This is a genomic window from Pseudomonas oryzihabitans NBRC 102199 (assembly GCF_000730625.1).
Lineage (GTDB): Bacteria > Pseudomonadota > Gammaproteobacteria > Pseudomonadales > Pseudomonadaceae > Chryseomonas > Chryseomonas oryzihabitans.
The window spans coordinates 668,559-687,765 of sequence record NZ_BBIT01000005.1; the positions used below are offsets into that span (position 1 = coordinate 668,559).

Consider the following 19,207-nt stretch of genomic DNA (forward strand, 5'->3'; position numbering starts at 1 on the left):
CCCATGTCCCAGGATTCGCCAGACCTCGTTGCCGCGCCCCCCGCCGGCTATGCCTTCGCCGAGCTGGAGCAGCCTGCCGTGCGCGGCGAACAGCCGCTGGCCGAGGAGGTGGCGCTGGCCATCGCCTACAACGGCATCAGCCATGCGGTGATGATGGCGACGCCGGCCGACGTCGAAGACTACGTGGTCGGTTTCAGTCTCAGCGCCGGTATCGTCGATGCCATCGACGACATCTATGGCATCCAGGTGCGGCGCGTCGGCGAAGCCCTCAATGTCGACGTCGAGATCAGCAGCCGCACCTTCTGGGCGCTCAAGCAGCAGCGCCGCCAGCTGGCCGGCACCAGTGGCTGCGGCCTGTGCGGGGTCGAGGCCCTGGAACAGGCGCTGCCGCAGCTGGATCGCCTGCGCAAGGTGCCGCTGCCACCGGCCGCCCACCTGCACGACCTACGCCAGCGCATCGATGCCGCCCAGGACCTGGGCCAGCGCAGCGGCGCGGTGCACGCCGCGCTGTTCATCGACGGCCAGGGCGAACTGACCCTGTGCCGCGAGGACATCGGTCGCCACAACGCCCTGGACAAGCTGATCGGCGCCCTGTTGCGCCAGCGCCAGCCGGTGCGCGAGGGCTGCGTGGTGGTCACCAGCCGTTGCAGCCTCGAACTCATCCACAAGGCGGTGCGGGCCGGACTCGCCACCCTCATCACCCTGTCGGCGCCTACCGGGCTGGCCGTGGAGTGGGCGCGCCGTCATCGTCTCAATCTGATCCATCTGCCACACCGGTCGCCGCCGCGGGTCTATGCCCCGGCGCCGGTGGCCCCTTGATCCCACGGGAATCGCCATGAACAAACCTCAGCAGTCCTTCAAACCCTATCAAGGCCCCGCCGCCGGCTGGGGCGCCCTGAAGAGCGTGGTGCACTTCTGGCTCGACAGCGGCAACGCCTTCAAGAATCTGCGGACCCTGCTCAAGACCAACCAGGACCATGGCTTCGATTGCCCCGGCTGCGCCTGGGGCGAGGCCCCGGAAAACGGCCTGGTGAAGTTCTGCGAGAACGGCGCCAAGGCGGTCAACTGGGAAGCCACCAAGCGCCGCGTCGATGCCGCCTTCTTCGCTCGCCACAGCGTGACCTCGCTGCTGGAGCAGAGCGACTACTGGCTCGAATACCAGGGCCGGCTGACCGAGCCGCTGCGCTATGACGCGGCCACCGATCGCTATGTGCCCATCGCCTGGGACGCCGCCTTCGCGCTGATCGCCAAGGAGCTCAAGGCCCTGGCCAGTCCCGACGAAGCCGAGTTCTACACCTCGGGGCGCGCCAGCAACGAGGCGGCCTTCCTCTATCAGCTGTTCGTGCGCGCCTATGGCACCAACAACTTCCCCGACTGCTCGAACATGTGCCACGAGGCCAGCGGCGTCGGCCTGGGCCGCAGCATCGGCGTCGGCAAGGGCACCGTGACCTATCACGACCTGGACGAGGCGGATGCCATCTTCGTCATCGGCCAGAACCCCGGCACCAACCACCCGCGCATGATCGAGACCCTGCGCAACGCGGTGAAGCGCGGTGCCCAGGTGGTCTGCTTCAACCCGCTCAAGGAGCGGGGCCTGGAGCGCTTCCAGCACCCGCAAAGTCCGCTGGAGATGCTCACCAACGACTCGCGGCCGACCAACACCGCCTACTTCCGTCCGGCTCTGGGCGGCGACATGGCGGCGCTGCGCGGCATCGCCAAGTACCTCCTGCAGTGGGAGCGCGAGGCCGCTGCCAAGGGCGCCAAGCGCGTCTTCGACCACGATTTCATCGCCGCCCACACCCTGGGCATGGACGACTACCTGGCCCAGGTCGACGCCACCTCCTGGGAGCTGATCGAGCGCCAGTCGGGCTTGTCGCTGCACGAGATCGAACAGGCCGCGCGCATGTATGCCCGCGCCGAGAAGGTCATCATCTGCTGGGCCATGGGCATCACCCAGCACCGCCACTCGGTGGCCACGGTGCAGGAGATCGCCAACCTGCAACTGCTCTGCGGCCACATCGGCCGGCCCGGCGCCGGCCTCTGCCCGGTGCGCGGCCACAGCAACGTCCAGGGCGACCGCACCATGGGCATCGACGAGAAGGCTCCGGCCTGGCTCAGCGACGCCCTGGCCAAGCGCTTCGCCTTCGAGCCGCCACGCAATCGTGGTCACAACACCGTGGAAGCCATCGCCGCCATGGAGCAGGGCAAGGCCAAGGTGTTCATCGGCCTCGGCGGCAACTTCGCCCAGGCCACCCCGGACACCCCGCGCACCCACAGGGCGCTGCGCAAGTGCGACCTGACCGTGCATATCGCCACCAAGCTCAACCGCAGCCACCTGGTGACCGGTCGCCAGGCGCTGATCCTGCCCTGCCTGGGCCGCACCGAGATGGACGTGCAGAGGGGTGGCAAGCAGGCGATCACCGTGGAAGACAGCTTCAGCATGGTGCACGCCTCGGCCGGTATCCTGCGGCCGCTGTCGTCGCAGATGAAGTCCGAGCCGGCCATCGTCGCCGGCCTGGCCAAGGCCACCCTGGGCAACCATCCGGTGGACTGGGACTGGCTGATCGAGGATTACGACCGCATCCGCGACCTGATCGCCGACGTCATTCCCGGCTTTCAGGACTTCAACGCGCGTCTCGCCGCACCCGGCGGCTTCTACCTGGGCAACAAGGCCGGACGCCGGGAGTGGAACACCCCCACCGGCAAGGCCAACTTCGCGGCCAATGCGCTGTTGCATGACCTCTTGCCGGACGCGGTCCGCCGCCAGGGCATCAAGCCCGACCTGATCCTGCAGACCATGAGATCCCACGACCAGTACAACACCACCATCTACAGCCTCGACGACCGCTATCGCGGCGTGAAGGGCCAGCGCGACGTGGTCTTCGTCAACCAGGCCGATCTGGATCGCCTGGGCGTGGCCGCCGGCGAGAAGGTGGATCTGGTCGCCCTGTGGGACGACGGCCTCGAACGCCGGGTCCGCGGCTTCACTGCGCTGCCGTTCGACATCCCGGTTGGCCAGGCAGCCGGCTACTACCCGGAGACCAATCCGCTGGTGCCCCTGGAAAGCTACGGCGAGGGCAGCTTCACGCCCACCTCCAAGTTCGTCGCCATCAAGGTCGAAAAAGCCAGCGCCGGCAACCGCATTGTTTCGGTGGCCTGACGCTCTCCCGGAAACGAAAAAAGCCGTCGTTAAGACGGCTTTTTTCATGGCGCTGCGCTGATCACTGCAGGGTGAAGAGCACCTTTACCTTATCGGTGACCGCGGCCTTGTCCACGTAGCCGATGGCATCGGCTTCGCCGGCCACCTGGGCGACCACGGCGGCGTCGCCGGCCACGCTGGGCAGCGGCTGGCCCTTGCCGGTGAACACCAGGCCCGACCAGTAGGACTTCAGCTGGGCTTCGTTCTTGTTGGCGACCTTGGCATAGAAGGTTTCCTTGGTGGCCGACCAGTCCTTCTGGTCGACGCCCTTCAGGGACTTGTCCTTGCCGAGGAAGATGTTGGCCACTTCCTCCTGGCCAGGCGTCTTGGTGGCGGCCGGATTGACGATCACGGCGACTTCGGCGTGGACCAGGCTGGCGCTGAACAGCAGGGCGGCGCCGGTGAGCAGGCGGAGAGAACTCATGGGCGGATTCCTTAGAAGATGAAGTCGAGGCCGATGCTGATGATGTCGCCGTCGAAGTTGCGGGCCGGCGCGCCGAAGCGGCCGCCACTGCGGTCGTAGACGGCATTGGCGATGCTCTCGTTGTCGGTCTTGACGAAGGTGCCGTTGTAGCCGCCGGTGGTGTCGACGCGCTTGTATTCGCTCTTGAGCACCAGGCTGGGGGTGATGTTGTAGTTCAGGCCGTAGGTCCAGGAGCTCTGGCGGCCGGCGCGTTCTTCATCCAGCTGGGCGTAGGTCACATGCGCCAGGAAGTCACCGAAGCGGCGACCGGCCATCAGGTAGAAGGCGTTGCTGCTGCCCTGGTTGTCACCCTCGATGACGCGGCGGGTCCATTCGTTGCTGGTCAGCCAGGTGCCGTTGTCGTACTGGTAGCCGAGCGAGGTGAACTTGCCCTTCTGGTCGTCCAGGGTCAGCAACGGATAGTGCAGGTCGATGCTGGACTCGGTGTAGGCCAGGCGCACGGTGCCGTAATCGTTGGTCGCCAGGCTGACGTTGGCGGCGGCGATGCGCTTGTAGTCGATGTCGTAGAGGTCGTCGTTGACGAAGTAGTTGCGATTGACCGCCTGGCCCCCGCTCACCTGGAGGTTCAGGGTGCCGAAGGCGACCGGCAGACTCCAAAGGGCATCGGTGCCTTCGTAGTTGGAGACCTGCACCTGGCTGTAGACCTCGTCGGGCAGGCGCAGCCAGGGGTAGGTGATACCCACGTCCAGGGTCTCGGAATACATGAACACCGGCGTACGCAGGCGGCCGGCGCGGAAGGTCAGGTTGTCGGTGGCGTGGAAGGCCAGGTAGGCCCATTCCAGGTTGGCCTTCCACTGGTCCTGCTCGGCCTTGGCGGTGACCTGCACGGTCGCGTCCAGCTTGTCGGTCAGGCCGTACTGGAACTGGCCGCCCAGCTTGCTCAGCTGATCGCCGCGCCAGTGGTCGTTGGTCTGGCCATTGATGCCGAAGCTGCGGCCGTCGTCTTCGCCGCCCAGGTAGGTGATGCCGGCGGTGCCGAAGCCGTTGAAGCGATAGTCACCCTGATCGAGGGCGAGCGCGGATCCCGCGCAGGTGAGGGCCGCGCCGAAGGCGAGCAGACGTGCAAAAGCCATGGAAGTGCTCCTAGAGGTTTCTCGGTATAGGGAAAGGCGGTAGAGGGATAGCTAGATGCGGAAGCGCGAGGTCGCCTGCCGGAGATCGGTGTCGACCACCACCAGCTGCTCGCCCATGCGGGCGGTGGCGGTGGTGCTGTCCGCGCTGGACTGGGTATCGCTCTGCAGGCGGCGGGTGTCGCTGCTGATCGAATCGGAAAGGCTCAGCTGCTCGCCGGTGAGCAGGGCGATCTGAGCGTTGTAGTCATTGATGCGCGCCACGGCCTGGGCGATGCCTTCGAGCATGGCAGTGGCGGCCTGGGAGCTGCTGGCGCTGACCTGCGCCTGGGTATGGCTGCCCTGCATGGCCTGCAGCACGCGCTGGGCGTTGCCCTGCAGGCGTTCGATGATCTGCTGGATCTCGGCGGTGGAGCGCGCGGTCTTCTGCGCCAGATTGCGCACCTCGTCGGCCACCACGGCAAAGCCGCGGCCCTGTTCACCGGCGCGCGCGGCCTCGATGGCGGCGTTGAGCGCCAGCAGATTGGTCTGCTCGGCGATGGATTTGATCACGTCCAGCACCAGCCCGACCTGGCGGGTTTCCTGTTCCAGCTGCTGCATGGACTCGGCCGACTGGCGCACGCTGTCGTCCAGTTCGCCCATGTTGCGCGACAGCTGGCCGATGCTGGTACGGGCAGCGGCGGACTGCTCGGCCGCGGCGGAGGCCTGGTCGGCGGCCTCGCGCGAGCGGTCGGCTACCTCGTGCAGGTTGGTGTTCATGGTCTGGATGTCACGGCCGATGGACTCGGTGTGACCCTGCTGGGAACGGGCGTTGTTCTCCACCGTCTGGGTGAGTCTATAGAGCTCGCCGGACACCTGGCCCAGCGGATGGGCGGCATCGACGATGGCCTTGATGGTGCCCTGCAGCTGATCGAGAAAGACGTTGAACAGCGCGGTCATCTGGCCGATCTCGTCCCGCGAGCCGACCTGCAGGCGGCGGGTGAGGTCACCGTCGCCCTCGGCGATGGCGCGCAGCGAGGCGATCACCTCGCGCACGCTGCCGAGTACGCTGCGGATGGTTAGCACCGCGGCGCCGGCCAGGATCACCACCAGTAGTAGGCTCAGCCAGATACCCACCCGGGTGGTGTCGGCGTTCTGGTCGCGAGCCTGGGCCAGGGTCTGCTGGAAGTCGGTATAGGCATGGCTGCGCAGGGTGGTGCCCAGCTGCTGGGCGGCGGCGAGATCCGTGGCCATGCGGTCCAGGTTGGGTCGCAGGGAGTCGAAGGAGCCGCTGCCCTTGATCAGCTGCTCGGAGGCGCCCAGGGCATTGTCCGCATAGCGATGGATGCCCTGGCGCCAGCCGGATATCTCGTCGTTGCGCGCCGAGGTCTGACGGGTGAGGTCGGCCATTTCCTGCAGGCGGTGGTCGATGTCATCGACTACCTTGCGCGCCTCGCCCAGGGTTTCCAGCTCACTGGCGGTCACCGCGCTGTTGAACAGGCCGGGCAAACGGGAAAACTGGAAGAGTACGGCGTCAGCCTTTTCCAGCAGCGGATAGCTGTGATTTTCCAGCTGGTCGAGGCGTTGATCGTTGCCAGCCAGCTGGGCCGAGGTGTAGGCCACGTAGAGCAGCAGGCCCAGCAGAGCGGCAGCGGGCAGCAGCGACAGCTTGAGCGTCAGCGACAGGTTACGGAACATCTACACCTCGGAAAGCTTGGGCAGTAGCGAGCAGCGAGGTGCGGCGCCCTCTTTTCAGCGAGGGCTGCCAGTGGTCATGTCCTGACCGGTCACCACGTCCTGTTGGCCTCGCAAACGTGATCAAGCGAAGCCGTCACATTTTCGACATCTGTTTGTAAAACTTAAGAGGGCCAAAGGTTATTGCGATTATTGGCGATGGACGTTGCGAAAGCGGGTGTAGACGGTCATCTTCGGGATTTTCCGACTCTGTAGCCGTGCCATGACCCCGGAGTTCTCCCAGATAGCGTCCTGGTTGAAGACTGACGCCGAGCGTCTGCGCCTGCTGCGCGTCCTCGCCGACCTGCACCTGCCCGACGCCTGGCTGGCCGCGGGCTTCGTACGCAACCTGGTGTGGGATCGACTGCATGGCCACGCCGAGTCGACGCCGCTGGCGGATCTGGATGTCATCTATTTCGACGCGACTGACTGCCGGCCCGGGCGGGACAGGGAAATCGAAGCGCTGTTGGCGGCGCAAGCGCCGGGCTGGCCCTGGTCAGTGAAGAATCAGGCGCGGATGCATTTGCGTAACGGTGATCGCCCTTATCGCGACTGTCGGGATGCCATGGCCCACTGGCCCGAGGTGGAAACGGCCCTGGCCGCGCGCCTGACCGCCGACGGCGAGCTCGAAGTGGTCAGCCCCTTCGCCCAGGAAGGGCTTTTCGCCCTTCATCTCACGCCCAATCCCTGGCGTCCACGACCTGAAGCCTTTCGCCAGCGGCTCGCGACCAAGGGCTGGCTGGAGCGTTGGCCGCGGTTGCGTATTCAAACCGCTTGAGGAGGGGGGCTCCCGCGGGTGTGGGTCAGGCGCGTCGCCCGTGGCCTTCCGGCAACGCGGCCCGATCGAGTTCGAAGCCTTGCGGCCGGGGTGCGGCCAGGCGATTCCCGAGCATCGCCTGGCCCGGGTCTCAGACCCTGAAGCGCGACGTCAGCTCTTGCAGCTGCAGGCTCAGGTTGGCCAGTTCGGTGCTGGAGCCGGCGGTTTTCTCGGTGGCGGCGGCGGTCTGGTCGGCCACTTCGTGGACCTTGACCACGCTGCGGCTGATGTTTTCACTGGCCGCACTCTGTTGCTCGACCGCGGTGGCGATCTGCTCGTTCATGGCCTCGATCTCGCTCACCGCACTGCTGACGCTGCCCAGCACCACGCCTGCCTGGCGGGTCAGGTCGACGCTTTCGCCGGTCAGCTCGATATTGCGGTCGAGGGCGGCGCTCATCTTGTCGGTGCTGCCGTGCAGTCGGGTGATGAGGCTGGCGATCTCGTCGGTGGAGGTGCGCGTACGCTGCGCCAGGCCGCGCACCTCGTCGGCGACCACGGCGAAGCCACGTCCGGCTTCACCGGCGCGAGCGGCCTCGATGGCGGCGTTGAGCGCCAGCAGATTGGTCTGCTCGGCGACCGCCTTGATCACGTCCAGCACGCCGCCGATGCGGTCGGCATCCTGCCTGAGCAACTCCATGGTGGCCTGGGTGCTGTCCACTTCCTGGGCCAGGCTCTGAATCTGAGTGGCGACCTAGTTGACCATCTCGTCACCCTCCCGGGTCTTGAGCGTGGCCTCGCGGGCGGTGGTCGACGCCTGTTCGGCATTGCGCGCCACCTCGTTGATGGTGGCGCTCATCTGCTGCATGGCGGTGGCGATCTGCTCGGTCTCTATCTTCTGCGCCGAGGCGCCAGCGCGCGTCTGCTCGGTGACGGCGGAGAGTTCTTCGGCGGCACTGGCGACCTGGATGACGCCGTCCTTCTGCTCGCGGATCAGGTCGCTCAGATTGACGATCATGCGCTGCATGGCCGCCTGCAACTGGCCGATCTCGTCCTTGCGCGCTGCCTCGATCTGCACGGTCAGGTCGCCGGCAGCGAGCTGTTCCACGGTCACCAGGGTCTGGCGCAGCGGCGTCACGATGGAGCGGGTGATGACCCAGGCCGCGACCAGGCTGAGCAGTACCGCCAGCAGCAGCCCGCCAAAGAGCATCAGCTTGGCTTCGCGGATATCGTCGAGGCGGAACTGGCTCTGTAGCTGCTTCATCTCGTCGGAGGTCTTGAGCAACATCTGGATATGCTGGTAGAGCCCCTGATTGACGTCCTGGTACGCCTTCTGGACGCTGAACAGCTGCTGGACCTGACGCTGGTACTCGTCGAGAAGTCCTGGCAGCTGCTGCAATTCCGGGGTCGGAGGCAAGGTCTTGAGCACGTCACCGGTCTTGGTCAGGGACGCCAGCAAGGCTTCCTGTTGTGGCCCGGCGGACTTGAGCACATAGAGGTGCAAGTGGATCCGCAGTTGCTGCAGCGCCGCCAGCAGGGAGGGCAGCTGGGCGCTGGCTTGATCGCGCTCACGATCCAGGGCGCTGGATGCCTCCTGCAATCGCTGGTCCATCATGTCGCCCGTATCGCGAATGTCCTGGATCGCGGTGGTGCGATCCTGGGTCACCTTGAGCGCCTGCTGATAGATATCGCGGTATTCCCTGAGGGTCTGTTCGGTACGGGCCAGTAGTGCTGTGCTTTCCGGACGTTTGAACAGTGGACGGACATTCTCTAGTTGCTGTTCGAGGGCATCGATGCCGCCTTTCCAGCGAGCGGCCTGGTCGGCTTCCGGCATGAGGGCGAAATCCTTGCGGGCATTGCGCATGTCGCGGGCGAGTAGACCGATTTGGGTGAACTGTTCGATCAGGTTGCCGCGTCGGCCCAGGGCCTGGATGCCGTCCCAGCCGGCATAGGCGATAGCCAGGGACAGAATGATCAGGATGGTAAAGCCGGAAAACAGCTTCGTACGAACACTCATGTTGCTCATCTTCATGGGGCTATTTCCAATGTTCGGCGGAAAGTTCCGGAGTTTGAGAGGGGCGGAGGGCGTCGGATTCTAGCCGAGGGTAATGTAAAAAAGTTAGGTGTTTACAACCTTTAAATAATGGTAAGTCTAATTCTTATATATCAATATCAAGAGTGATTTCGTTTCCAGGCATTCGCTGTTATCGCTATTGATATATATAGAATTTTTAGTCGAAATTTGGCCTTGGACAATCCGTGTTAGTTGAGGGATTGCTTTTTATTAGTCTGGCTTTAGAGATATGACCAAAAGGCAGGAGCAGAGGCCCTGGCCTGTATCCGGAGAGAAGGGGATTTGGCGGGACGGTTCTTCGCTGGCGGCCAGCGGCTCCCGCTCGCGCAGACGGCGATGAACACCTTCGCCGCTCTCATCGACTGTCCGGCGAACCCTGGAATGCCGCTAGACTCCATAGAAGGTCATTCGCTTTCCCTCTCCGGCAAGGAATCCCCATGTCCACCACGGAGCGTCGCCGCGCCTTTCTTCAGCATCCGGGCTTTTCGCGGCTGTTCGCACCCGGGCGCCTGACCCTAGGCTTTCTGCTGCCACTGGAGGGCTATCCCGACGATCCCATGCCGACCCTGCGCGACCACGCCCGCCTGGCGCGGCTGGCCGACCAGCTGGGCTTCGCGGCGCTCTGGGCGCGCGACGTGCCCTTCTACGATCCCGGCTTCAACGATGCCGGCCAGGTGTTCGAGCCCTTCACCTATCTCGGCTATCTGGCGGGCATCACCCAGCACCTGACCCTGGCCACCGGCAGCGCCGTCATCACCCTGCGCCATCCGCTGCACCTGGCCAAGATGGCGGCTTCGGTCGACCAGTTGAGCGATGGCCGGCTGGTGCTGGGCGTGGCCTCCGGCGACCGTCCGGTGGAATACCCGGCCTTCGGCCTGGAGAGTGAATTCGAGCGGCGGGGCGAGCGCTTTCGCGATGCCTTCGAGATGTTTCGCCTGGCCGGCGAGACTAATTTCCCGCTGGGGGCCTTTCGCCGCTTCGGCGATCTGCAGGGGCTGGCCGATCTGGTGCCCAAACCCGTGCATGGGCGCATTCCGGCGCTGGTCACCGGGCGCAGTCGGCAAACAGTGGACTGGATCGCCGCCAAGGCCGATGGCTGGTTCTATTACTTCGTACCGGCCGAACATGTTCCGGCGCTGACGCGGGTCTGGCGCGAGGCGCTGGACGAGATCGGCGGGCGCGAGCTGTTCAAGCCCTTCGCCCAGGGGCTGTTCTTCGAGCTGGCCAGCGATCCGGCCCAGCCGCCTCGGCCCATCCATGCCGGCTTGTCCTGCGGGCGGCGGGCGTTGGTGGACTACCTTGGTCAGTTGCAGGAAGCCGGCGTCAATCACCTGGCCCTCAACCTGCGCCCCTCACGGCGTCCGGCCAGCGAAGTGGTCCAGGAACTGGGCGAATTCGTGCTCCCGCAGTTTCCTTCCCTGCAGCCGTAGCGATCGTCGCGGTGTGGCGCCAGGTAACACTTGTCTGGCTAACGATTCCCGGTCGTCGTCACCTGGGCAGGCGATTCCCCTGTGGTAGGGGTTCAACCGGGTCGCACCCCTTGGCCTGATCTCTGCATAACCTTCCGTTCTGTTACCCAGCTTTTGGTGCAACCGGATCGACGGTAGAACCTTGCGGGTTGCACTTGGTTGCACTTTTCTTTCGAGCGGCGCTAAGCTGCGCCGAATTTCGACGCCTTCTTGCTTGAGGACCTGCGCATGGCCACTACCACCACCCTGGGCGTAAAGCTCGACGAAGCCACCCGCGATCGCCTCAAGGAAGCGGCGCGCCGTATCGACCGGACGCCCCACTGGCTGATCAAGCAGGCCATCTTCACCTACCTGGAAACCCTGGAAAGCGGCGCGACCCTGGCCGATCTGCAGGGCATCGCCCAGCGCCTGGCCGAGGGTGACAACGAAGCCGTCGAGGCGTTGGCCGATCCGGTCTACCAGCCGTTCCTGGAATTCGCCGAGAGCATCCTGCCGCAGTCGGTGCTGCGCTCGGCCATCACCGCGGCCTATCGTCGGCCGGAAGAAGAGCTGCTGCCGCTGCTGCTGGAGCAGGCGCGCCTGCCGGCAGCCCAGGCCAAGGCCACCCATGAACTGGCTCACCGCATCGCCGAGAAGCTGCGTAATGCCAAGGGTGCAACCGGGCGCTCCGGAATGGTGCAGAGTCTGCTTCGTGAATTCTCGCTGTCGTCCCAGGAAGGCGTGGCCCTGATGTGCCTGGCCGAAGCCCTGCTGCGCATCCCCGACAAGGGCACCCGCGATGCGCTGATCCGCGACAAGATCAGCACCGGCAACTGGCAGCCGCACCTGGGTAACAGCCCCTCGCTGTTCGTCAACGCCGCCACCTGGGGCCTGCTGCTGACCGGCCGCCTGGTCTCGACCCACAACGAGGCCGGCCTCACCAGTTCGCTCAATCGCCTCATCGGCAAGAGCGGCGAGCCGGTGATCCGCAAGGGCGTGGACATGGCCATGCGCCTCATGGGCGAGCAGTTCGTCACCGGCGAGACCATCGCCGAGGCCCTGGCCAACGCCAGCAAGTTCGAGGCGAAGGGCTTCCGCTACAGCTACGACATGCTCGGCGAAGCCGCCCTGACCGAGGCCGATGCCCGCCGCTACCTGGCCTCCTACGAGCAGGCCATCCACTCCATCGGCAAGGCCTCCCATGGCCGTGGCATCTACGAGGGCCCGGGCATCTCCATCAAGCTCTCGGCACTGCATCCGCGCTACAGCCGCGCCCAGTACGACCGGGTGATGAGCGAGCTCTATCCGCGCCTGCTGGAACTGACCCTGCTGGCCAAGCGCTACGACATCGGCCTGAACATCGACGCCGAGGAAGCCGATCGCCTGGAGATCTCCCTGGATCTCCTGGAGCGCCTGTCCTTCGAACCGCAACTGGCCGGCTGGAACGGCATCGGCTTCGTCATCCAGGCCTACCAGAAGCGCTGCCCGCTGGTGATTGACTACCTGATCGACCTGGCCAAGCGCAGCCGTCGGCGTCTGATGATCCGGCTGGTCAAGGGCGCCTACTGGGACAGCGAGATCAAGCGCGCCCAGGTGGAAGGCCTGGAGGGTTATCCGGTCTATACCCGCAAGGTCTACACCGACGTGGCCTATCTGGCCTGCGCCCGCAAGCTCCTGGCGGCGCCGGAATCCATCTATCCGCAATTCGCCACCCACAACGCCCACACCCTGGCGGCCATCTACCAGCTCGGCGGGCAGAACTACTACCCCGGCCAGTACGAATTCCAGTGCCTGCACGGCATGGGCGAGCCGCTGTACGAGCAGGTGGTGGGCAGCGTCAAGGACGGCAAGCTGGCACGGCCGTGCCGCATCTATGCCCCGGTGGGCACCCACGAGACGCTGCTGGCCTACCTGGTCCGCCGCCTGCTGGAAAACGGCGCCAACACCTCCTTCGTCAACCGCATCGCCGACCATTCCATCTCCCTCGACGAGCTGGTGGCCGATCCGGTGGTGCAGATCGAGCAGCAGTCCACCAACGAAGGCGCCATCGGCCTGCCGCATCCGCGCATTCCCCATCCCAGCGCCCTGTACGGCGCCGAGCGCTGCAATTCCAGCGGTCTGGACCTGTCCAGCGAACACCGCCTGGGTTCGCTGTCCGCGGCCCTGCTGGCCAGTGGCAACACCGCCTGGGAAGCCCGCCCGCTGCTGGGTCGTGCCAGCGAGCCGTCGATTGCGCAACCGGTGCTCAATCCGGCCGATCGCCGCGATCGCGTCGGTCAGGTCAGCAACGCCACCCGTGCCGATGTCGACATCGCCCTGGAAGAAGCCCTGGCCGCCGCACCCATCTGGCAATCCACGCCGCCCGAGCAGCGCGCCGCCGCCCTGGATCGCGCCGCCGAATTGATGGAGGCGCAGATCCAGCCGCTGATGGGCCTGCTGGTGCGCGAGGCCGGCAAGACCTACGCCAACGCCATCGCCGAGGTGCGCGAGGCGGTGGACTTCCTGCGCTACTACGCCGCCCTGGTGCGCCGTGACTTCGCCAACGACAGCCACCGCCCGCTGGGTCCGGTGGTCTGCATCAGCCCCTGGAACTTCCCCCTGGCCATCTTCAGCGGCCAGATCGCCGCGGCCCTGGCCGCCGGCAACACCGTGCTGGCCAAGCCGGCCGAGCAGACCCCGCTGATCGCCGCCCAGGCCGTGCGTATCCTGCTGGAGGCCGGCATCCCCGAAGGCGTGCTGCAACTGCTGCCGGGCGAGGGCTCGACCATCGGCGCCGCCCTGGTCAACGACGTGCGGGTCAAGGGCGTGATGTTCACCGGCTCCACCGAGGTGGCGCAGATTCTGGCGCGCAACATCGCCGGACGCCTGGACGCCCAGGGCCGGCCGATTCCGCTGATCGCCGAGACCGGTGGCCAGAACGCCATGATCGTCGACTCCTCGGCCCTGGCCGAGCAGGTGGTCGCCGACGTGGTGGCCTCCGCCTTCGACAGCGCCGGTCAGCGCTGCTCGGCCCTGCGCGTGCTCTGCGTGCAGGACGACGTGGCCGATCGCGTGCTGGAAATGCTCAAGGGCGCCATGGCCGAATGCCGACTGGGTAACCCGGAGAATCTGGCCATCGACATCGGCCCGGTGATCGACGGCGAGGCCAAGGCCACCATCGACAAGCACATCCAGACCCTGCGCGGTAAGGGTCGCCGGGTGCACCAGGGCGGGCGCGTCGAAGGCGATGCCATCCACCGCGGCACCTTCGTCATGCCCACCCTGATCGAGCTGGAGAGCCTGGCGGAACTGGGGCGCGAGGTCTTCGGCCCGGTGCTCCACGTGGTGCGCTATGGCCGCAAGGACCTGGACAAGGTCATCGACCAGATCAATGCCACCGGCTACGGCCTGACCTTCGGCGTGCACACCCGCATCGACGAGACCATCGCCAAGGTGGTGGAGCGCGCCCATGCCGGCAACCTCTACGTCAACCGCAACATGGTCGGCGCGGTGGTCGGGGTGCAGCCCTTCGGCGGCGAAGGCCTCTCGGGCACCGGTCCCAAGGCCGGTGGCCCGCTGTACCTCTATCGCCTGCTCAGCACCCGTCCCGATGGTGATCCCGCGGTGGCCCTGGCCAAGGGCAGCACCGGCGAGACCGAATGGCAGGTGCGCGATGCCCTGCGCCAGCAGGCCGGCAATCCGCTGGGCGCCCTGCACGACTGGGCCAGGCAGCAGGGCCTGGGCGAGCTGGAGCAGGCCTGCCTGAGATTTGCCGAGGAATCCCTGAGCGGTCTGACCCGCCTGCTGCCGGGTCCGACCGGCGAGCGCAACAGCTACAGCCTGCTGCCGCGCAGCCGGGTGCTGTGCCTGGCGGCCGACGAAAGCGATCTGCTGCTGCAACTGGCGGCGGTCATGGCGGTGGGCAGCACGGCCCTAGTCGAGGACGCCCACAAGACGACGCTGACGCGCCTGCCGCAAGCCGTGCGCGCGCGGGTTCAGGTGGCGGCCGACTGGCGCAAGGACGAGGTCGCCTTCGAGGCGGTCCTGCACCACGGCGATTCCGATCAGCTGCGCCAGGTCTGCCAGCAGGTGGCCAAGCGCAATGGTCCCATCGTCGGCGTCCAGGGCCTGGCCCGCGGCGAGACCGCCATTCCGCTGGAGCGCCTGCTCATCGAGCGCGCCCTGAGCGTGAATACCGCAGCGGCGGGTGGTAATGCGAGTCTGATGACCATCGGCTGAGGAGGCGCTGGCTGAGCTGCATGCAACGAAGCCCGACACTCGTGTATCCGTTGGGCTTCGACGGTGGAGCCGTTTCAACCCAATCTACGGACGCGCGCCGCGATGCCCCCTCTCCCTCCGGGAGAGGGTTGGGGTGAGGGCGAGGTGCGAGGGATAGGCCCAGGGCTGTTGGGCTGGGATGGTGGAGCCGTCTTGACCCAACCTACGAATGCACGTCCGTAGGTTGGGTTGAGCGCAGCGAAGCCCAGCAGGCAGACTTGCTGTCTGGCTCCGATAGCAGAATCTAATACAGCGCCCCATACCCCTCCGGTTCCACCGGAAAGCTGCCATCGTTGGCGGCGATCAGTTTGTTCAGGCGTACCGGGATGGCCTTGGCAGCTGGCACCTTGCTGCCTTCGGCGTGGTGCCAGAGCGGGATCAGGGCGTTGCATTCGGGGTAGTAGCCGCCACAGGCCCCTTCCGGAATGTTGTAGGGCGTGACTCGCAGCGGACCCACCTCACGGCGCACGCCATCGTCGGCCACCGTCGACACCTGCACCTTGTCGCCTTCCGCCAGGCCCAGGCGTTCGATGTCGTTGCGATTCATCAGCAGCACCGCACGGGTGCCCTTCACGCCGCGAAAGCGATCGTGATAGCCATAGATGGTGGTGTTGAACTGGTCATTGCTGCGCAGCGTCATCAGGGTCAGGACGTCACGCCCGCGGGCGGGCATGTCCGGATCCTCTTCCAGGCTGCGCGGCACGATGAGATTGGCCTTGCCGGTGTCGGTCTTCCATTCACGCTTGGCCGCCGGCAGTGGGCGATGGAAACCGCCCACCTCCCACATCCGCGCATTGAAGTCGTGGAAGATCTCCGGGAAGGAGCGCGCGATCTCGTCGCGGATCAGCGCATAGTCGGCGACCCAGGCGTCCCAGGTGACCTGCGGGTTGTCGGGCAGGGTAGCTTTGGCCAGGCCGGCGACGATGGCCGGCTCGGACAACAGGTCGCCTTCGGGCGGTTCGGCCACGCCACGCCAGCCGTGGATGCAGCCGGTACTGTCCTCGGTGCTGTGGGCCTGTTCCACCCCATTCTGGCGATCGATTTCGGTACGCCCCAGGCAGGGCAGCAGATAGGTCTTGTCCGCCGGCACCAGATGATTGCGATTGAGCTTGGTGGCGATCTGCACCGACAGGCGCAGGGTGCGCCAGGCCGGCTCCATCAGGCTGGTCTCGGGAATGGCGCGCAGAAAGTTGCCGCCCAGGCTGATGAAGGCCTTCACCGAGCCGTCGAGGATGCCCTCGCAGGCTTCCACGGTATTGCGACCCTTGTCCTGTGGCGGGGCGAAACCGAAGCGCTCGCCCAGCTGTTCGAGCGGCGCCAGCTCCGGCTTCTCGGTGATGCCCACGGTGCGCTGGCCCTGGACGTTGGAATGCCCGCGCACCGGGCAGATGCCGGCGCCGGGCTTGCCGATGTTGCCGCGCATGAGCAGCAGGTTGGTCAGCATCTGGATGGTTTCCACGCCATGGCGATGCTGGGTCAGCCCCATGCCATAGATGCCGATGACCTTCTGACAGCGACCATAGACGGCAGCGGCGGCTTCCAGAGCGCTGCGGGTCAGCCCCGACTGGCGCTCCAGCTGCGGCCATTCCTGGCGCTGCAACCACTCGCAGAAGTCGGCGAAGCCGTGGCAATGCTCGGCGATGAAGGCATGGTCGAGCACGGCCGGTTGGCCCTGTTCGCGCGCGAGATCATCGGCCGCCAGCAAGGCCTTGCACAGACCGGCGAGGGCCGCGGTGTCGCCACCGGGCTTGAGCTGATGGTACTGGGTGCTGATCTGGGTGGGCTGGTCAGTCAGCATCTCCACCGGCGACTGCGGATTGACGAAGGTTTCCAGGCCGCGCTCGCGCAGGGGATTGAAGGTGATGATGGGCGCGCCGCGTTTGCGCGCCTCCTGCAGGTCATGCAGCATCCGCGGACTGTTGCTGCCCGGATTCTGGCCAAAGAACAGCAGGCAGTCGGCCTGATCGAAGTCGTTCAGGGTCACGGTACCCACGGTCACGCCAATACTTTTGGGCAGAGCGACCGAGGTGCTCTCGTGGCACATATTGGAACTGTCCGGCAGGTTGTTGGTGCCGTACAGGCGGGCATAGAGCTGATAAAGGTAGGAGGTCTCCAGCGCCGCACGACCCGAGGCGTAGAAGATCACCGAGTCCGGCGCCAGCGCCTTGAGTTCGGCGCCGATGTCGGCGAAGGCCTCGGCCCAGCTCACCGGACGATAGCGGTCGGTGGCGGCGTCGTAGCGCAGCGGATGGGTAAGCCGGCCAACCTCTTCCAGGTCATAGTCGCGCCAGCCACGCAGTTCGCTGAGCGAATGCTGGGCGAAGAATTCCGGTCCGCATCTCTTGCTGGTGACCTCCCAGGCAGTGGCCTTGGCGCCGTTCTCGCAGAATTCCAGCGGATGGGGCTTGCCCGGCTTGGCCCAGGCGCAACTCACGCAGGCGAAGCCACCGTGCTTGTTCTGCCGGGCCAGCAGCGCACCGGATTTGAGCGGCACCCGTTCACGCAGGACGATCTCGGTCACCGAACGCGCCGAGCCCCAGCCACCGGAGGGCGCGTCATAGCGTTCAACCTTGGGTTTGCCGATCTTGCTCATGGTGCGCCTCACGTGACTGTCTGGCGATGTGCCTGTAGGTCATGGGACGACGCGTCTGGCGGGAAGGTTCTGGCGGTCAGCCAGGCGGTGCGGCGAAGCCCAGCTGGCGCCAGCCTTCGTAGACCGCCACGGCAACGGTATTGGACAGATTGAGGCTGCGGCGATTGGGCAGCATCGGCAGGCGCAGCCGCTGTTCGGGCGGCAGCGACTCCAGCACCTCGGCCGGCAGCCCGCGACTTTCTGGACCGAACAGCAGGGCATCGCCCGGCGCATAGGCGATCTCGGTGAAGGGATGGCTGGCCTTGGTGGTAAAGGCCAGCAGTCGGGGCGGCTGCAAATCTGCTATACAGGCCGCGAGGCTGGCATGGGTCCGCACGCTGGACCACTCGTGGTAGTCCAAGCCGGCGCGACGCAGTTTCTTGTCGTCCAGCGCAAAGCCCAGTGGCTCGATCAGGTGCAGGCGGCAGCCGGTAATGGCGCACAGGCGAATGACGTTGCCGGTATTGGGCGGAATTTCCGGTTGGTAGAGGATGATGTCGAACATGAAGGGCAGGGCGCCTGGCAAAGCGCCTATGGTACTGCGCCGCCGTCGCGCCGTCGCGAGCGGGGTGGGGCGATGAACCTCTGGCGCCGGCTGGTCGACTGGCTGCTGCGCGAACAGCGCGCCCGCCGGGACGAACTGGCGCGGGTGGAAGATCCCGATCTGCTCAGGGCCGAATGGCGCGGCCAGCGCCAGCGCCTGACCCTCTGGCTGGCCTCGGCAGCCCTGGGCGCCGGGCTATTCGGCATGATCCTCGGCCAGCTGGTGTACCAGCGCACCCATCCCGATCCCTGGTCGGCCGAGGCCCGCCGCCCGGTCATCCTGGGGGTGGAGGCTCATCAGGAGGCGGGGCGCTTCGAATTGCTGATCACCGCCGACCGCTCGCTGTTCTACGAACGCTATCGCCCCGATGGCGCCCTCAGCCTGCGCCTGCCCCGCGCCCGCTGGGACGGCGGCGAACGCCAGGGGCGGGTGGCGCGGCCGGGCGGCAGCTTTTCCTGGACGGTGCGCCAGGATGGCCAGGACCTGAAGGTGCTGCTGGTCGGTGTGGGCGGTGCCTTGCAGGCCAGCGACCGCATCGTCGAAGCCGGCGAGGACTGGGTGCTCCACGTCGAGGTCCCGCTGACACCCTGAAATGCCCCGTTATCAGGCAAAAGGCCGCTGGTTTGCACCAGAGCGGAACGGGGTGCGGAGCCGGATTGTTTTGAAGCTTAGTCCTCCTTTGCCGACCCCTGCGTCCTTGTCGAGGAGAAAAAGCGCTCTAGCCTGCGGCTTTCCACTTTTCGCAGACGAAAAAAAGAGGCCATCACACTGGGTGATGGCCTCGGGAAGAAAAGAGGGGATTCCCCAGCCTGCCTGTACCGAGGTCCCCAAAAGGGTAGTTACCTAGAACGTTGCAGAAGGTGTGCCAAGTTTTGAGTTAGGTGGTGTTGGGGATTTTGCAGGTTGGGTTGAGCGCTAGCGAAGCCCAACGTTTCGGTGCAGCAGACTCGGCTTTCTTGGTGCCATAGTCGCTCATCGAATTCTGCTGATGTTTCTTGTTTCGCCCCCTCGGGCGAGTCACTTTTGCCAGTC

The 19,207-nt window shown here is 65.9% G+C and carries 13 protein-coding genes; 6 read left to right on the forward strand and 7 right to left on the reverse strand.

Going from position 1 to position 19,207, the window contains the following annotated elements; translation table 11 throughout:
- Positions 1–3 precede the first annotated feature (3 nt).
- Both fdhD and POR01S_RS09380 read left to right on the forward strand, forming a co-directional pair.
- The gene (gene fdhD / locus POR01S_RS09375) at positions 4–819 is read left to right on the forward strand and encodes a formate dehydrogenase accessory sulfurtransferase FdhD (protein WP_027598201.1); all 816 of its coding nucleotides are present in this window, start codon (positions 4–6) and stop codon (positions 817–819) included.
- A 16-nt stretch (positions 820–835) separates the two neighbouring features.
- Entirely contained in the window at positions 836–3,160 is a 2,325-nt protein-coding gene (locus POR01S_RS09380; RefSeq protein WP_042135318.1) for an FdhF/YdeP family oxidoreductase, read from the forward strand.
- A gap of 61 nt (positions 3,161–3,221) precedes the next feature.
- On the opposite strand, the gene POR01S_RS09385 is transcribed toward POR01S_RS09380, so the two are convergent.
- From POR01S_RS09385 to POR01S_RS09395, 3 genes are read right to left on the reverse strand one after another with little or no spacing between them, the layout of a single operon-like run.
- Positions 3,222–3,623: a type 2 periplasmic-binding domain-containing protein gene (locus POR01S_RS09385; RefSeq protein ID WP_042135320.1), complete on the reverse strand. Its 402-nt coding sequence runs from the start codon at positions 3,621–3,623 to the stop codon at positions 3,222–3,224.
- A gap of 11 nt (positions 3,624–3,634) precedes the next feature.
- The gene (locus tag POR01S_RS09390) at positions 3,635–4,756 is read right to left on the reverse strand and encodes a hypothetical protein (RefSeq protein ID WP_042135322.1); all 1,122 of its coding nucleotides are present in this window, start codon (positions 4,754–4,756) and stop codon (positions 3,635–3,637) included.
- A gap of 51 nt (positions 4,757–4,807) precedes the next feature.
- On the reverse strand, positions 4,808–6,430 hold the full coding sequence (locus POR01S_RS09395) for a methyl-accepting chemotaxis protein (RefSeq protein ID WP_042135324.1): 1,623 nt from the start codon (positions 6,428–6,430) through the stop codon (positions 4,808–4,810).
- Positions 6,431–6,722: 292 nt separating this feature from the next.
- On the opposite strand from POR01S_RS09395, the gene POR01S_RS09400 reads away from it, so the two are divergent.
- Complete coding sequence (locus POR01S_RS09400) at positions 6,723–7,244, forward strand: nucleotidyltransferase family protein (protein ID WP_420893612.1); 522 nt, start codon at positions 6,723–6,725, stop codon at positions 7,242–7,244.
- Positions 7,245–7,374: 130 nt separating this feature from the next.
- On the opposite strand, the gene POR01S_RS24000 is transcribed toward POR01S_RS09400, so the two are convergent.
- Together POR01S_RS24000 and POR01S_RS09405 are read right to left on the reverse strand one after the other, a co-directional pair.
- Positions 7,375–7,941, reverse strand: coding sequence for a methyl-accepting chemotaxis protein (locus POR01S_RS24000; RefSeq protein WP_255211816.1), 567 nt, complete (start codon positions 7,939–7,941; stop codon positions 7,375–7,377).
- Between the two features lie 33 nt (positions 7,942–7,974).
- Positions 7,975–9,237 carry a HAMP domain-containing methyl-accepting chemotaxis protein gene (locus POR01S_RS09405; protein WP_255211817.1) on the reverse strand — a complete coding sequence of 421 codons (1,263 nt, stop codon included), beginning with the start codon at positions 9,235–9,237 and terminating at the stop codon, positions 7,975–7,977.
- A gap of 494 nt (positions 9,238–9,731) precedes the next feature.
- On the opposite strand from POR01S_RS09405, the gene POR01S_RS09410 reads away from it, so the two are divergent.
- Both POR01S_RS09410 and putA read left to right on the forward strand, forming a co-directional pair.
- Positions 9,732–10,724, forward strand: a complete 993-nt coding sequence (locus POR01S_RS09410; protein ID WP_042135328.1) for an LLM class oxidoreductase — start codon at positions 9,732–9,734, stop codon at positions 10,722–10,724.
- 267 nt (positions 10,725–10,991) lie between these two features.
- Positions 10,992–14,960, forward strand: a complete 3,969-nt coding sequence (gene putA / locus POR01S_RS09415; RefSeq protein WP_042135330.1) for a trifunctional transcriptional regulator/proline dehydrogenase/L-glutamate gamma-semialdehyde dehydrogenase — start codon at positions 10,992–10,994, stop codon at positions 14,958–14,960.
- A gap of 283 nt (positions 14,961–15,243) precedes the next feature.
- Here putA and POR01S_RS09420 read toward each other — a convergent pair whose 3' ends face one another.
- A complete protein-coding gene (locus POR01S_RS09420) occupies positions 15,244–17,592 on the reverse strand; it encodes an FdhF/YdeP family oxidoreductase (protein ID WP_222932059.1) in 2,349 nt (782 codons plus the stop codon).
- 76 nt (positions 17,593–17,668) lie between these two features.
- A complete protein-coding gene (locus tag POR01S_RS09425; protein WP_007161318.1) occupies positions 17,669–18,136 on the reverse strand; it encodes a tRNA (cytidine(34)-2'-O)-methyltransferase in 468 nt (155 codons plus the stop codon).
- Between the two features lie 72 nt (positions 18,137–18,208).
- Between POR01S_RS09425 and POR01S_RS09430 the strand changes: the two genes are divergently transcribed.
- Positions 18,209–18,766 (forward strand): hypothetical protein, encoded by a 558-nt coding sequence (locus POR01S_RS09430; RefSeq protein ID WP_042135332.1) that lies wholly within the window; start codon positions 18,209–18,211, stop codon positions 18,764–18,766.
- Positions 18,767–19,207: the final 441 nt, after the last annotated feature.

What these genes read in the sequence shown, in the direction of transcription:
- POR01S_RS09420 (WP_222932059.1), bottom strand. Translation starts at nt 17,592, where the DNA reads ATGAGCAAGATCGGCAAACCCAAGGTTGAACGCTATGACGCGCCCTCC.
- POR01S_RS09405 (WP_255211817.1), bottom strand. Translation starts at nt 9,237, where the DNA reads ATGAGTGTTCGTACGAAGCTGTTTTCCGGCTTTACCATCCTGATCATT.
- POR01S_RS09385 (WP_042135320.1), bottom strand. Translation starts at nt 3,623, where the DNA reads ATGAGTTCTCTCCGCCTGCTCACCGGCGCCGCCCTGCTGTTCAGCGCC.
- putA (WP_042135330.1), top strand. Translation starts at nt 10,992, where the DNA reads ATGGCCACTACCACCACCCTGGGCGTAAAGCTCGACGAAGCCACCCGC.
- POR01S_RS09425 (WP_007161318.1), bottom strand. Translation starts at nt 18,136, where the DNA reads ATGTTCGACATCATCCTCTACCAACCGGAAATTCCGCCCAATACCGGC.
- POR01S_RS09390 (WP_042135322.1), bottom strand. Translation starts at nt 4,756, where the DNA reads ATGGCTTTTGCACGTCTGCTCGCCTTCGGCGCGGCCCTCACCTGCGCG.
- fdhD (WP_027598201.1), top strand. Translation starts at nt 4, where the DNA reads ATGTCCCAGGATTCGCCAGACCTCGTTGCCGCGCCCCCCGCCGGCTAT.
- POR01S_RS09380 (WP_042135318.1), top strand. Translation starts at nt 836, where the DNA reads ATGAACAAACCTCAGCAGTCCTTCAAACCCTATCAAGGCCCCGCCGCC.
- POR01S_RS09395 (WP_042135324.1), bottom strand. Translation starts at nt 6,430, where the DNA reads ATGTTCCGTAACCTGTCGCTGACGCTCAAGCTGTCGCTGCTGCCCGCT.
- POR01S_RS09430 (WP_042135332.1), top strand. Translation starts at nt 18,209, where the DNA reads ATGAACCTCTGGCGCCGGCTGGTCGACTGGCTGCTGCGCGAACAGCGC.
- POR01S_RS09410 (WP_042135328.1), top strand. Translation starts at nt 9,732, where the DNA reads ATGTCCACCACGGAGCGTCGCCGCGCCTTTCTTCAGCATCCGGGCTTT.